Origin of the sequence: Promicromonospora iranensis (assembly GCF_028994775.1) — a bacterium.
Classification (GTDB): Bacteria; Actinomycetota; Actinomycetes; order Actinomycetales; family Cellulomonadaceae; genus Promicromonospora; species Promicromonospora iranensis_A.
Genome location: NZ_JAJQMN010000012.1, coordinates 42,842 through 56,317 on the forward strand (window position 1 = coordinate 42,842; position 13,476 = coordinate 56,317).

A 13,476-nucleotide genomic window follows, 5' to 3' on the forward strand; every position below is an offset into this window, starting at 1 on the left:
CACTCCCATCTACCGGTCCGTCCAGGCTTCGGGGTACCCGGGCAGGTCCTCGCCGCCGAACTTCGCGTAGTGCAAGGACGGCATGTCGGCGTTGGCCTCGAGGAAGTCCGCGAGGTCCTCCTGCACCACCGGCTCCTGGGGCAGCACCCACTCGGACGGCACCTCCTCACCGGCCCAGATCATCTGGGCGGCGAGGATCGGGGTGCGCCACTGGAAGTTCGAGTAGACGTTGCCGATGGCCGTCATCCCCGTCTCGTCCCACTTGCGCAGGAAGCTCATCTCGTCCTCGCCGACGAAGACCGGGTACGGCTGGCCGGCGTCCTCGAACGCCTCGACCGCCGCGACAGCACCGTCACCGGCGTCCATCCAGATGCCGTCGATCTCGCCGCGCTGCAGGTACTGGGTGACGAGGTCCTTGATCTTGGCGCCGTCACCGCCGGTGAACTCGACGCCGACCACGTCGATGTCGGACTCGGAGAACACCTTGTCGGCCGCGGCCCACCGGTGCTCCAGCACGTCCACGCCCGGCAGGATGCGCAGTGCCAGGACCGTCGCTCCGGGGTCGAGGTTGTCGACCAGGAACTCCGCGCCCACCGCGCCGTAGGCGTAACCACCGATCGGGTGGATGAACGTGACCATGCAGTCGGTGTTCACGCCGCGGTCGAAGACGATGACGGGCGTGCCGCTCTCGCAGGCGGCCTCGACGGCCGGGGTGAGCGTCGCCGTGGTCGACGGCGAGATGACGATCGCGTCGCAGTCGCCCGCCTCGACGAACGCCTGGATGTCGGAGATCTGCTTGTTGTCGTCGTCGGCGGCGTCCGACACCCGGAACTCGCCGATCACGCCCTCCTCCTGGAGCACCTCCACCTGCTGCTGCATGGTGATCCAGCCGGTCACCCGCCACGGGTTGGAGACGGAGGCGTTGGAGAAGCAGAGCGTCTTGTCACCGCCCTCGCTGGTCCCGCCCTCGCCAGCGAAGTCGGCGGTGTCCACGTACTCCGGCTCGATGGCCTGCAGCCACGGCTGGTCCGCCGGGCCCTCCGGCTCGACGTCACGCTGCGCCAGCTCCCGGTCGTAGTCCTCCTGGACGAACCACTCGCTCTCGGCACCGGACTCGGCCGGTTCCTCCTCCGCCGCACTCTTCTCGGCGGCCGGCGGCTGCTCCGTGGGGGCGTCGGTGGTGCAGGCCGTGAGCAGGAGCAGTCCTGCCGCTGCCGTGCCCGCCAGCAGTGCTCGGATCGGTCGCATGTCCATCCCCTTTGATGAGTGCGGGTCCAACGTCTGGGTCGTGAGCTGGGTCGTTGGCTGGGTCGTTGGCTAGGTGCGACGTCGACGTGCCGCGTAGGCGACGGCGACGATGATGATCACGCCCTGCACGGCCGGCCGGATGGTCGACGGCAGGGCGAGCTGGTTGAACAGGGTGAACAGGGCCTCGAGCGCGAGCGCGCCCACCATCGCGGCGACCACGGTCCCGCGGCCGCCCCCGAGGGCGACGCCGCCGAGCACGACGGCGGTGATCGCCATGAACTCCAGCCCCTGGCCCACCTGGGCGGTGACCCCGGCGAAACCGCCGATGAGCACCGCGGCGACGGTGGCGAGGAACGAGGAGAGGAGGAAGGCCCGCGTGCGCAGCCACCACACGGAGGCGCCGCTGTACGCGGTGGCCACCGCGTTGTCGCCGGCTGCGACCAGCGACCTGCCGAACGGGCGACGCATCAGCAGCACCGCGAACCCGACGACGACGAGCGCCACCAGCAGCGCATACGGAACCTGGAACTGCCCGGGAACGTCCGGGAAACCCTTGCGGCCCAGCACCCGGAAGCTCTCGCTCAGCGCACCCGTGGGCGCCCCGCCGGTCCACAGCCGGATCGCGCCGAAGAGCACGAGCATCATGCCGAGCGTGGTGATGAAGGACGGGACCCGCAGCAGCGTCGTCACCAGCCCGTTGACGAGCCCGACGAGCAGCCCGAACACGAGCATCAGCCCCAGCACCGGCCAGGTCAGCGCCTCGTCGCCGTCCATCAGCCGGGCCGCGATGACCACCTGGGCACCGACGAGCGAGCCCACCGACAGGTCGAACTCGCCCGAGACGATCACGAAGTACTGCCCCACGGCGAGCACCACCAGCGGTGCCGCCTTCTTCGCGAACGCCATGAGCGACACCGGCTCCGCGAACGACGGGTTGATCACGACGATCACGACGAGGACCACGACGAGCAGCGCGAGCACCGTCCAGCTGCCGCCGGACAGCAGGCGCTCCCGCCACTGCCGGGCTGTGCTGCGGGAGGTCTCTGCGGTGAGGGTCATGCGACGTCGCCTCCTCGTGCGGCCGAGCCCTTGGTGCCGAACCGGACGCGCCGGCTCGCCGGGTCGATCTGCCGCCGCGCGTACAGGGCCACGGCGGCGATGATGATCACGCCGCGTAGCACGTCCTTGAAGAACGGGTTCACGTCGAGCACGTTGAACGCGGTGTCGAGCACCGCGAGGATCGCCACGCCGCCGACGGTGCCGACCACCGAGCCCCGGCCGCCGAACAGGAGCGTGCCGCCCAGCACCACCGCCGCGATCGAGTCCAGGTCGAGGCCGTAGGAGTAGACCAGTGCGTTCCCGGTGCCGAACCGGGCGGCGATGAGCAGCCCCGCGACGCCGGCGCACAGGGAGCACAGCACGTGGGCCAGGACGAGGGTCCTGCCGGTGCGCACGCCCGAGAGCCGGGCGACGTCGAGGTTCCCGCCCACCGCGAACATGTGGTAGCCCGCGCGGGTCCTGGTGAGCAGCACGAACGCGGCGGCCGCGACGAGCAGCATGACGATCGTGGAGACGGGCACCGGGCCGATCCGCGTGTATCCGAAGGTCTGGAAGGCGAGGGGCACCTCACCCTCCGGCCCCTTGAACCGCGTGTCGAGGAAGCCCTTGACGATCAGGCCCATGCCGAGCGTGGCGATGAAGGCGTTGACCCGCAGCGCCGAGATGATCAGGCCGTTCACGAGGCCGACGCCGGCCGCGACCGCCAGCGCCGCCACCACCCCGAGCCACACGCGGGACGGGTCACCCGCCATCGTCGTCGCCCCGATCAGCGAGCACAGTGCGACGACGTACCCGACGGACAGGTCGAGCGAGCGGCACAGCACCACCAGCGTCTGCCCGACGGCGACGAACCCGAGCAGGCTCGTCTGCGTGAGCATGTAGCTGACGTTCCCCTGGGCGAAGAGGTTTCCGCCGCGGACCGCCACGAGGACGCCCGCGATCACCAGGATGCCGACGAGGGCCAGGTAGACGATCTCGGTCGAGCCGAGGTGGTGGCGGCGGGCGCTGCCGGCTCCGGTGCCCACCTTCGTGCCCGCTCCTGTGCCCGCCGTCATGCCGCGCCCGTGGCCAGGGCCATGATGGCCTCCTCCTCGCTGCCGCCCGGCAGCTCACCGGCGATCCGGCCGTCCCGCAGCACGAGGATGCGGTCTGCCATCGCCACCACCTCCGGCAGCTCGGACGAGATGAGCAGCACCGCGGTCCCCTCGGCGGTCAGCGTGCGCATGAGGTCGTAGACGGCGCGCTTGGCGCCGACGTCGATGCCGCGCGTCGGCTCGTCGAGGACGATGACCCGTGGCTCGGTCACGAGCCACTTGGCGAGGACCACCTTCTGCTGGTTGCCGCCGGACAGGTACTGCACCTCCACGTCCTGCGCGGAGGCCACCGTGCTCGCGGGTACGGCGAGGGACCGCAGCACCCCCGGGATGCCCCGCGCCCGGCGGTCCGACGCGCGGGGCAGGACGGCGTCGAGCACGAGCCGCGCGTTCGCGAGGACCGACTGCCCGAGGGCGAGCCCCTCGGACTTCCGGTCCTCGGTGACGAGCGCGAGGCGGTGGCGTACGCCCTGCCGGGGCGTCCGCACGTGGACCGGCTGCCCGTCGACGGTCATGCGGCCGCGTGTGAACGGCGCGATGCCGAACACGCCGTGCGCGATCTCGGTGCGGCCTGAACCCTGCAGGCCCGCGAGCGCGACGATCTCGCCGGCCCGCACCTCCAGGTCGATGTCGTCCACCATCTGGTTGCCGGCACCCTCGAGCGCCAGCCGCACCTCGCCGGGCACCTCACCCGGCACCTCACCCGGCACTGTGTCGGTGGGCACCGTGTCGGCGGGCTTGTCCGGGAAGAAGCCGGCGAAGTCGCGTCCCACCATGGTCCGCACCAGCCGGTCCGGGCTCACCTCGGCGGCCGGCGCCGTGAGCATGTGGTTGCCGTCCTTCAGGACGGTGATCGTGTCGGCCAGGTCGTAGATCTCCTGGAGCCGGTGCGAGACGTACAGGATCGCGACGCCGCGGTCCCGCAGCCGCCCGATCAGCTCGTAGAGGAGCGCGACCTCCTGCTCGGCGAGCGCCGCCGTCGGCTCGTCCATCGAGATGATCCGGGCGTCGTACGAGACGGCCTTGACGATCTCGACCACCTGCTGCTGCGCCACGGACAGGGATCCCACCCGGGCCCAGGGCGTGATGCTCGTCAGCCCCAGGTCGTCGAGGAGGTGACTCGTGTCGGCGTGCAGCCGACGGCGGTCGACCAGGCCGCGCAGGAGCGGCTCGCGGCCCAGGTACACGTTCTCGGCGACCGACCGGTCCGGCAGCAGGTTGAACTCCTGGAAGACCGTGGCGACGCCTGCCTGCTGGGCGTCGAGCGGGGTCGGGAAGGAGACGGGAGCACCGTCGAGCTCGATGGCGCCGGTGTCCGGACGGTGCACCCCGGCGACGATCTTCATCAGTGTCGACTTGCCGGCACCGTTCTCGCCCACCAGTGCGTGGACCTGCCCGGGAAGAAGGGTCAGGTCGATGTCTCGCAGCACCGAGGTGCCGAAGAACTCCTTGCCGACGCCGTGAAGGCGCAGGACCGGGTCGGGTGATTCCGGGTCGGATTCCGGGTCGGGTACTGCAATGTGCGCGTCGTCATCGGCTCGCATGTCCACCAATGTAGGGATCTTTTGGTTGATGTCAAGCAAAAGATGCTTGTCGTTGACGCGGCTTCTGCGGCTCGTGGCTCATATGGGCTATCTTTTGCCGATGCGCGGCCAAAGTTCACCCGGGAGGCGGTTGCCCATGCCCATCGACGACCCCCCGAGAGGCGCGCCCGCGCCCCTGTCCCTGGGCACCGGTGATTTCTTCCAGCTGCTGCGTGACAGCGAGCCGCGCACCCGCGCCGACCTGGTGGCCATCACCGGCCAGGCCAGGTCGACCATCGCGTCGCGGATCGACGCGCTCATGAGCACCGGGCTCATCGGCCCCGCGGGCATGGCGGGCTCCACCGGCGGCAGGCGGCCGGCGACCTTCGCCTTCCAGCCTGCCGCCAGGGTGGTCCTCGCGGTCGACCTCGGCGCCACGCACGCCCGGCTGGCCGTCACCGACCTCGCCTCCACCGTGCTCGCGGCGAGCGACGAGCCCTTCTCGATCACCGCCGGCCCCGACGTCGTCCTGCCCTGGGTGGCCCGGGCCGGCCGCGACCTGCTGGCCGCCGCCGGCCGCGACGCCGCCGACCTGGCCGGCGTCGGCATCGGGCTGCCGGGACCGGTCGAGCACTCGACCGGTCGGCCGATCAACCCGCCGATCATGCCCGGCTGGGACGACGTCGACGTCCCCGGCATCCTCGGCGCCGAGTTCGGGGTCGCCGTGCTCGTCGACAACGACGTCAACATCATGGCGCTCGGCGAGCACCGGACCGCCTGGTCCGACGTCTCCGACCTGCTGCTCGTCAAGGTCTCCACCGGCATCGGCGCCGGGATCATCGCCGACGGCGCCCTCCGCCGCGGCGCGCAGGGCGCGGCGGGCGACGTCGGGCACATGTCCGTCCCGGGCGCCGACCACGTGCCATGCCGGTGCGGCAACACCGGCTGTCTGGAGGCGGTCGCGAGCGGTCAGGCCGTCGCGGCGGCGCTCTCGGCCCAGGGACTCGACGCCGCCGACAGCGCCGGCGTCGTCGCACTGGTCCGTGCCAGCGGCGCGGCGGCGAGCCAGGCTGTCCGGCAGGCGGGTCGCGACATCGGCGGCGTCCTGGCCTCGTGCGTGAGCATGCTGAACCCGTCGGTCATCGTGATCGGCGGCGTGGTCGCGGATGCCGGCGAGCACCTGATCGCCGGCATCCGCGAGGCGGTGTACCGCAGGTCCCTGCCGCTGGCCACCCAGCACCTGCGCATCGTCGCCTCCCGCGCGCGCGGCGGGGCAGGCGTGCTGGGCGCGAGCGCCATGGCGGTCGACCACGTGCTGTCCCCCGCGGCGATCGACGCCCTGACCGCCTGACCGGCTGCCCCGCCGACCCAGCGCCCATACGCTGGTGTGCACGGCATTCCTGCGCTCGAGTGACCGGCCACCAGTCCCCTACCGCAAAGGAAACCAGCACCCGTGACCAGCAACCCCCACGCTCGCCAGCTCCTCGACGACCCCACCTGGTGGCGGCAGGCGGCCGTCTACCAGATCTACCCGCGCAGCTTCGCGGACGCGAACGGTGACGGCATCGGCGACCTGCGCGGCATCATCTCGCGGGCCCCCTACCTCCAGGGGCTCGGCGTCGACGCGGTCTGGCTCAGCCCCTTCTACCCCTCCGCGCTGGCCGACGGCGGATACGACGTCGCCGACTACCGCGACGTCGACCCGAGGATCGGCACGCTCGACGAGTTCGACGAGATGGTCCAGACCCTGCACGCGGCGGGCATCCGCGTCATCGTCGACATCGTGCCGAACCACTCCTCGGACCAGCACGTCTGGTTCCAGGAGGCGCTGGCCGCGGGGCCGGGCAGCCCGGAGCGCGCGCGCTACATCTTCCGGGACGGCCTCGGGCCCGACGGCGCACAGCCGCCGGCCGACTGGACGAGCATGTTCGGCGGTCCCGCCTGGACCCGGGTACCCGACGGCCAGTGGTACCTGCACCTCTTCGCCAAGGAGCAGCCGGACTTCAACTGGGACAACGAGGAGGTCCGCGAGGACTTCCGCACGACCCTGCGGTTCTGGTCCGACCGGGGTGTCGACGGGTTCCGCATCGACGTCGCGCACGCCCTCACCAAGGAGCTCGGCGAGTCCCTGCCGACACAGGCCGAGATCGATGCCATCACCGAGCCCGGCGCGCACCCGCTCTGGGACCGAGACGAGGTCCACGAGGTCTACGCCGACTGGCGCAAGGTCTTCGACGAGTACACCCCGCCCCGCTTCGCGGTGGCGGAGGCCTGGGTCTCGACCCCCCGGCGTCCCCGGTACGCGAGCGCCGAGGGGCTCGGTCAGGCGTTCAACTTCGACCTGCTGGAGTCCGACTTCGACGCCGAGCAGTTCCGGACCATCATCGCGGACAACCTGGCCCTCTCGGCGGCGTCCGGCTCGTCGACGACATGGGTGTTCTCGAACCACGACGTCGTACGCCACGCGACCCGCTACGCGCTGCCGCCCCGCGACGGGAGCACCGTGAAGCAGGGGCGCGACTGGCTGCTCTCGGGCGGCACGGAGCCGGTCGCCGACGTCGCGCTGGGCCTCCGCCGTGCCCGCGCGGCGACGCTGCTCATGCTCGGCCTGCCGGGCAGCGCCTACCTCTACCAGGGCGAGGAGCTGGGTCTGCCGGAGGTCCCCGACATCCCTGCGGCGGAACGCCAGGACCCGGCGTTCTTCCGCAACCCCGGCGTCGACGTCGGGCGGGACGGCTGCCGTGTGCCCCTGCCCTGGACCCGCGAGGGCACGTCCTTCGGCTTCGGCGACGACGGCGCGCACCTGCCCCAGCCCGCGAGCTTCGGCGAGCTGTCGGTGGAGGCGCAGGACGGCGCGCCCGGGTCGACGCTGGAGCTCTACCGTGCGGCACTCGCGCTGCGGCACGACCTGCAGACCGACGAGACGCTCGAGTGGGTCGCCGCAGCCGCCGACGTCGTGCACTTCGCGCGCCCCAACGGCTGGCACGTCGTGACCAACTTCGGCCCTGACGCGGTGCCGCTGCCCGACGGCGAGGTGCTGCTCGCGAGCGAGCCGCTGCCCGGGGGCCTGCTGCCGGGCTCGACGACGGCGTGGCTGCGCGCGCACTGAGCGCCGGATGACGCCCTCTTTCTTCTCGTTCGGGTGATGGCGGGTGGGGCGCCGTCCGGGCGCGGGTCAGCCGCCGCGGCGCTCTTCGGCGAACGCCAGGATCTGGGGAACCGCGCGGTCGACGAAGGCGTCGAAGTCGCGCTGCTCGGTGTACAGGTGCACGGAGAGGCGCAGGTAGCCGACGCCCTCGCTGCTCGTGAAGGCCGACTCCATACCGGCGAGGTCGAGCAGCCGCATCCGCAGCTCGTCGGCGTCGCGGCGATCCCGCCCCAGCCCGCCCGGCAGGCGCAGCAGCCGCATCGACACCACCGGCATGCCGACGTCGGTGGCCACCGGTGCGTCCACGAAGGGCTGCAGGGCCGCGCCGATGACGGCGGCGCCGTGGTCGGCGAGTGCCGTCATGGTCTCGCGCGTCCGTGCCCAGCCGTACTCCCGCTCGACGAAGTCGATGGCCAGGGGCGAGGCGAGGTAGCTCGTCGCGTCGATCGTCCCCTGGGTGTCGAACCGCTCGGGGTAGCTCTCCTCGGCGCCCCACGAGTCGATGAGCGGCCACAGGTCGTCCCGGTCGGCCGCCTCGGTGACGAGCAGGGCGGCGCCGCGTGGCGCGCAGGGCCACTTGTGCAGGTTGCCGAACCACCAGTCCCCGCCCGCGCCGGCGGCGGCGTCCTCGACGAGACCGGGCGCGTGGGCGCCGTCCACCAGGACACGAGCCCCGCGCTCGTGGGCCAGCTCGGTGATCCGCGCCGTCGGGAGCAGGCGCGCGGTCGGCGAGGTGATCTGGTCGACGACGACCAGGCGTACGGCGTCGGTCAGCTCCGCCCTGAACCGCTCGACGACCTCGTCGGCGTCGGCGGCCAGCGGGAGGGCGACCGACCGCACCCGGGCGCCGTAGCGGCGGGCGAGCCGGCGGGCCCCCGTCGTGACCGCGCCGTAGCCATGGTCGCTGACGAGGATCTCGTCGCCGGGTTCGAGGCGCAGGGCGTTGAACACGACGGTCGCGGCAGCGGACGCGTTGGGTACGAAGACGGTGTCCTCGGCCCGGGCGCCGACGAACGGTGCGACCTCACGGCGCGCCGCGGCGATCAGCTCGGGGAGCCGGGGGAACCAGCCGACCGGGCTCAGGTCGCCCTGTCGGCGCAGGTCCTCCTGGTGACGCACCACCTCGGTGGGCACGGCTCCGAACGAGCCGTGGTTGAGGTGTGCGATCGCCTCGTCCAGCGGCCAGGCGTCGCGAGCCGGCCCTCCGGACGCGAGGTGTACCGGCGGTGGTGCTGGAGCGGTCCGTACCGGGTCCATCGATGCCCCCTTTGACTGTCGTCGGACAACCATGGCAGCCGATCACCGAAAACGCTAGGCCGAGTCGCGTAGAAGCGGCGATCTGTAGGACAGGTTTTACCGGCGTGAAGATCCGCACCGTCTGCGGGAACCTGACATCCTGAGGGCATGCACGACGTGAGCGCAGTCGAGACCGCCCTCCACGGGTTACGCACCCTGATCGCCGACGGTTCGCTCCAGCCCGGCGACCGGCTGCCCAGCGAGGGCGTGCTGAGCGAACGGATCGGCGTCTCACGCGGGTCCATCCGCGAGGCGATCCGCACCCTGTCGGCCCTCGGCGTCGTCGAGACCCGGCGCGGGGCAGGGACCTTCGTCGGTGAGCTGCGCGCCGCCGACATGATCAGGACGCTCGCCCTCACCGTCGGGCTGCTCCCGTTGGAGTCGATCCTCGAGCTCTTCGAGCTGCGGCGGGTCCTGGAGGCGCACGCCGCGTCCCTCGCCGCCGCGCGCTGCGACGATGCCGCGGTCTCCGGGCTGAGCACCATCCTCGACCGGCTTGAGACGAGTACGGACGTCGACGAGCAGTCAGCGCTCGACCACGAGTTCCACATGGCCGTCGCGCGGCTCGGCGGCAACGAGTCGCTCGGCGCGATGGTGTCGGTGCTCCGGTCGCGTTCACGCGCCTACCCGGTGCCCCTCACCGACGAGACCAAGCGGATCTCGGACGCCGGACACCGGACGATCCTGGGCGCCGTGACAGCGCACGATCCGGTCGCGGCCTCGGTCGCGGCCGCCGCGCACGTCGCACAGAGCGAGGTGTGGCTGCGCGAGCACCGACCGGCGCCGGAGATCATCGGCTGACAGGGCGGCCCCCGGTGGGGGAAGTCAGGAACCGAACGTCTCCAGCAGCGTGGCCCGCTCAGCATCGGTGAGGTTGGTGGCGATCAGCGTGCCGTGCAGGCCGTTGAATCGCTCCCCGACACGGTCGGTGTCGCCGTCCTGGGTCACGGCGAACAGGGCGGACGTCCCGGAGGTGACCTGTTCGCGGATCGTCTCGAGCTGGGTGCGGCTGATCCCGACTGCCTCCGTGTGCTTGGCGAGCGCACCGATCGCCGCGCCCGCCGCCGCACCGACGACCGGCAGGAGGAACAGCCCGCCGAGCAGGAGGCCCCAGAAGGCGCCCCATCCGCCGCCGCGGAGCTCGTCGTCGTGCGCGTGCTTCGTGGTCGGCCTGGCCTGACCGACGGGCCACGACACGACCGCGTGGTCGACCACGGTGATCAGCCCGTCCGACGCGGCGCTCTTGAGGATCGAGGCGGCCTCCGCCGCACCCTCGGGACTGTCGAACTTCCAGACGGTGAACATGGTCATCGTGGTCTCGTCCTCCCGAGGCGTCGGCGCATACTCACTCGATGGTGGCACCCGGTCACGTGGTGCGCGCGTCGAGACGGACGGCGGCCAGCGGGTGCGCGGGCGGGGTGCTCGGGCGGGGTGCGCGAGCGGGGTGCGCGGAGGGGCGCTCAGACGGGTGGCGACGGGACATACCGCTCGGTGGCTCGGGGCGGCGGCGCGTCGACGGCCCACGCGGCGCCCCGCGAACGAAGTGCGGTGCCCAGCGCGGCGACGACGGCCGACGTCACCGCCGACCCGTCGAGCGAGCCGTGCCAGTAGCGCACGAGGAGCGTGGTGCGCGCGGAGTCCGCGGCGGCGTGCAGCGCGTCGGGTGCGGGTGCGGCGTGCACCCCGGGTGCGGCCGACACCGCGGGCAGCAGGACGCCGTCGATCTCGTCGTCGCGCAGGTCCGCGAGCCGCACCTCGACGACGCTGCGTCGCGCCCCGGTACCCGTGCCGTTCACGAGCGGCTGGGAGATGACCGCCGAGTTGGGCACGTGCACGCGGACGCCGTCGTAGGTCTCGAGGACCACCGCACGGCTGTTCAGGGCGGTGACGACGCCGGTCCAGTCGCCGAAGACCAGTTCCTCGCCCACCTTGACCGGCATCCTGGTCTGCAGCAGGATGCCGGCACCGAAGTTGTCGGCGAGACCGCGCATGGTCAGGACCACCACGATGCCGACCACGACGACGACGGTGAGGATCGGCTGGGTCTGCGCCCCGAGGAACGTGAGCGCGAGACCGATCCCCGCGAGCAGGACGAGATAGTTGACGGTGCCCAGCACCAGGTCCTGGACCTGGGGCGTGAGGCCCTTGATCCGGGCCGTCGCGGCCAGCACCGCCCGCCGGGCGTACCGGGTGGCCAGCCAGGTACCGAGCAGGGTCAGCGCGGCGAAGAGCACGTCCCAGCCGTCGAGGTCGTCCGTCGAGAAGAAGTGGGCGAGCGCGTCGGCCACGGGAGTCTCCCTTCCGGCCGCTACGGCCACGCCACCGTGTGCGACGCTCGGCACCCCTCGTCGTCGGAGCCGGCACTGCCTCCGAGGGTACGTTCGGGTGGAAGGCGCCGCGCGCCGATCACATCCCGATCAGGCCCCGGTGGCCGAGGGCTTCGGTGCGCCGGAAGGTGTGGACGTGGGCGACACGCTGGGGCTCGGCGTCGGGTCCGGGGTCGGCCCGCCCGTCGCCGTGGCGGTCGGGTCGGGGGTCGGCCTCGAGGTGGGCCCATCGGTCGGGGCCGACGTCGGAGACGGCGCGCCGGTGGTCGGCCTTGTGCCGCCGTCCGGGCTGCCGCCGCCCCCGCTACCGCCCCCACCTCCGGAGCCGCCGCCGGGGCCGCCCGCACCGGACCCGCCCGAGCTCCCGTCCGAGCTCCCGTCCGAGCTCCCGTCCGAACCAGGTGCGGCAGCTCCCGGACCACCTTCGCTCGTGCCGTCCTGATCCGGCAGGGCATCCGACGGCGTCGTCGCTCCCCCGCCCTCGACCGCACTGCCCGGGCCAGGTTCGCCGCCCTCGGGTTGGTCCGTGCCGCGCGGCCGGTTCTCCGCATCACGGTCCGTGCGGGCCGGGTCGTCGTCGTCCGTGATGATGAAGGGCAGGTCGAGGGCCGCCCACTCGACCGGTCCGCTGGTGTCGGTGTCCGGGCGGTCCCCCCACAGCATGGCCAGCCCACCGATACCCAGTGCGAACACCGCGAGCACGGCCCCGCCGGCCGCCATCGCCACCCGCTTCCGCGAGACCCCGGCGAGGGGCCCGGTCGGATCGGCTGGCGCGGTCAGATCGGCTGGCGCGGTCAGAGCAGGCGATACGGGCGCGTCCGCCGATGCGGGCCTGGGCTCAGCGGCGTCCCACGACGGTGTTTCCGGCTCACCGCCGAGGTGCGCACCCGACCGGTCGGGCTGGTCGGGCTGCTCGGGCCGGTCCGACTGCGCCACCAGGTCCCACGCCGGACCGCTGACCGAACCCGGCACGGGACTGCCGAGGCGTCCCAGATCAACGTGCTCGATGTGTCGTGTCGGCCTCGGGTTCTCCCTCACGGCTGGAACGATAGCGCGCAGGGGTGAAATGTCGGAATCCCCCCAGTGGTTCACCGTGCGTGTGGGACGATCCGCCGGTGACGACGGCGAACCGGCGAAGCGAGGCCCTGTGGCTCGACGATCCAGAGGGTGGTGACGGCCCTACGCCCGAGACGAGCCATCCTGCGTTCGCCCGGGTGGCGCCCCCGCAGTTCTACGACAAGGGCGACGAGTTCGCGCCGTTCGGCAACGACGCAGGATCCGACATGCTCGGCTCCGTACAGGACTGGTACCGCGCGGGCATGACCGACGACGAGCTCCCGCACATCGTGATCAGCTCGCTCGGCGACTGGGACACCGAAGGCATCACCGACGGACTGTGGTCGGGCGAATCGGACGTCGTCGACGACTGGTTCGCCGCGTGGGGCGGCTCGGACGCGGCGCACCACGTCTACCACGAGACCAACAGGATCATCGCGGCGGCGATCGCGCAGTTCAAGGTCCGTGGCGCATTGGACCCGATCATGCTGCGAACCGGCCTGTACGCGCTGGCCGTCAAGCGCGGCGAGCTCGACGACGCCGAGGTGCGGTACCCGCGCTGGACGCACGCAGCCGACGCCTGGGCCGGGCTCGAGGCGGCCAGGCGGGTCCTGATCGTCGCTCCCGTCAGGGACCCGCGCTCGGAAGGGAGCGGGCCCGGGCCTGCTGAAGCACAGACCGGCACGGGCTCGAGTTGAACCGGCCGGCGCCGCGGCCAGACGTGG

At 72.2% G+C, this 13,476-nt stretch carries 12 protein-coding genes; 4 read left to right on the forward strand and 8 right to left on the reverse strand.

The annotated features are described in order from the left end of the window. Positions 1–9: 9 nt before the first annotated feature. The 4 genes from LUU90_RS21000 to LUU90_RS21015 form a co-directional block, all read right to left on the reverse strand. Positions 10–1,254 (reverse strand): substrate-binding domain-containing protein, encoded by a 1,245-nt coding sequence (locus LUU90_RS21000; RefSeq protein WP_425596278.1) that lies wholly within the window; start codon positions 1,252–1,254, stop codon positions 10–12. Between the two features lie 63 nt (positions 1,255–1,317). After that, complete coding sequence (locus LUU90_RS21005; RefSeq protein ID WP_275005883.1) at positions 1,318–2,307, reverse strand: ABC transporter permease; 990 nt, start codon at positions 2,305–2,307, stop codon at positions 1,318–1,320. Then, entirely contained in the window at positions 2,304–3,362 is a 1,059-nt protein-coding gene (locus LUU90_RS21010) for an ABC transporter permease (RefSeq protein WP_275005885.1), read from the reverse strand. The genes LUU90_RS21005 and LUU90_RS21010 overlap by 4 nt, the downstream gene beginning before the upstream one ends. Continuing rightward, positions 3,359–4,945 (reverse strand): sugar ABC transporter ATP-binding protein, encoded by a 1,587-nt coding sequence (locus LUU90_RS21015; protein WP_275005887.1) that lies wholly within the window; start codon positions 4,943–4,945, stop codon positions 3,359–3,361. Before LUU90_RS21015 ends, LUU90_RS21010 begins: the two co-directional genes overlap by 4 nt. Positions 4,946–5,081: 136 nt before the next feature. Between LUU90_RS21015 and LUU90_RS21020 the strand changes: the two genes are divergently transcribed. Both LUU90_RS21020 and LUU90_RS21025 read left to right on the forward strand, forming a co-directional pair. Further along, a complete protein-coding gene (locus LUU90_RS21020; protein ID WP_275005888.1) occupies positions 5,082–6,275 on the forward strand; it encodes an ROK family protein in 1,194 nt (397 codons plus the stop codon). A 102-nt stretch (positions 6,276–6,377) separates the two neighbouring features. Continuing rightward, positions 6,378–8,033, forward strand: coding sequence for a glycoside hydrolase family 13 protein (locus tag LUU90_RS21025; RefSeq protein ID WP_275005890.1), 1,656 nt, complete (start codon positions 6,378–6,380; stop codon positions 8,031–8,033). 66 nt (positions 8,034–8,099) lie between these two features. Here the strand turns inward: LUU90_RS21025 and LUU90_RS21030 are convergent, their stop codons facing one another. Then, the gene (locus tag LUU90_RS21030; protein WP_275005892.1) at positions 8,100–9,329 is read right to left on the reverse strand and encodes an aminotransferase class V-fold PLP-dependent enzyme; all 1,230 of its coding nucleotides are present in this window, start codon (positions 9,327–9,329) and stop codon (positions 8,100–8,102) included. A gap of 147 nt (positions 9,330–9,476) precedes the next feature. Between LUU90_RS21030 and LUU90_RS21035 the strand changes: the two genes are divergently transcribed. Next, entirely contained in the window at positions 9,477–10,169 is a 693-nt protein-coding gene (locus LUU90_RS21035) for a FadR/GntR family transcriptional regulator (RefSeq protein WP_275005893.1), read from the forward strand. A 24-nt stretch (positions 10,170–10,193) separates the two neighbouring features. Here the strand turns inward: LUU90_RS21035 and LUU90_RS21040 are convergent, their stop codons facing one another. The 3 genes from LUU90_RS21040 to LUU90_RS21050 form a co-directional block, all read right to left on the reverse strand. After that, entirely contained in the window at positions 10,194–10,679 is a 486-nt protein-coding gene (locus tag LUU90_RS21040; protein ID WP_275005894.1) for a DUF1269 domain-containing protein, read from the reverse strand. Between the two features lie 149 nt (positions 10,680–10,828). Beyond that, a complete protein-coding gene (locus LUU90_RS21045) occupies positions 10,829–11,656 on the reverse strand; it encodes a mechanosensitive ion channel family protein (protein ID WP_275005896.1) in 828 nt (275 codons plus the stop codon). Between the two features lie 129 nt (positions 11,657–11,785). After that, positions 11,786–12,733: a hypothetical protein gene (locus LUU90_RS21050; protein WP_275005897.1), complete on the reverse strand. Its 948-nt coding sequence runs from the start codon at positions 12,731–12,733 to the stop codon at positions 11,786–11,788. Between the two features lie 77 nt (positions 12,734–12,810). Between LUU90_RS21050 and LUU90_RS21055 the strand changes: the two genes are divergently transcribed. Continuing rightward, on the forward strand, positions 12,811–13,449 hold the full coding sequence (locus LUU90_RS21055; RefSeq protein ID WP_275005899.1) for a hypothetical protein: 639 nt from the start codon (positions 12,811–12,813) through the stop codon (positions 13,447–13,449). The last annotated feature ends 27 nt before the right edge of the window (positions 13,450–13,476 follow it).

Bases quoted from the DNA above. Each gene is read 5' to 3' on its own strand.
- LUU90_RS21020 (WP_275005888.1), top strand. From the start codon at position 5,082: ATGCCCATCGACGACCCCCCGAGAGGCGCGCCCGCGCCCCTGTCCCTG.
- LUU90_RS21005 (WP_275005883.1), bottom strand. From the start codon at position 2,307: ATGACCCTCACCGCAGAGACCTCCCGCAGCACAGCCCGGCAGTGGCGG.
- LUU90_RS21015 (WP_275005887.1), bottom strand. From the start codon at position 4,945: ATGCGAGCCGATGACGACGCGCACATTGCAGTACCCGACCCGGAATCC.
- LUU90_RS21040 (WP_275005894.1), bottom strand. From the start codon at position 10,679: ATGACCATGTTCACCGTCTGGAAGTTCGACAGTCCCGAGGGTGCGGCG.
- LUU90_RS21035 (WP_275005893.1), top strand. From the start codon at position 9,477: ATGCACGACGTGAGCGCAGTCGAGACCGCCCTCCACGGGTTACGCACC.
- LUU90_RS21010 (WP_275005885.1), bottom strand. From the start codon at position 3,362: ATGACGGCGGGCACAGGAGCGGGCACGAAGGTGGGCACCGGAGCCGGC.
- LUU90_RS21030 (WP_275005892.1), bottom strand. From the start codon at position 9,329: ATGGACCCGGTACGGACCGCTCCAGCACCACCGCCGGTACACCTCGCG.
- LUU90_RS21000 (WP_425596278.1), bottom strand. From the start codon at position 1,254: ATGGACATGCGACCGATCCGAGCACTGCTGGCGGGCACGGCAGCGGCA.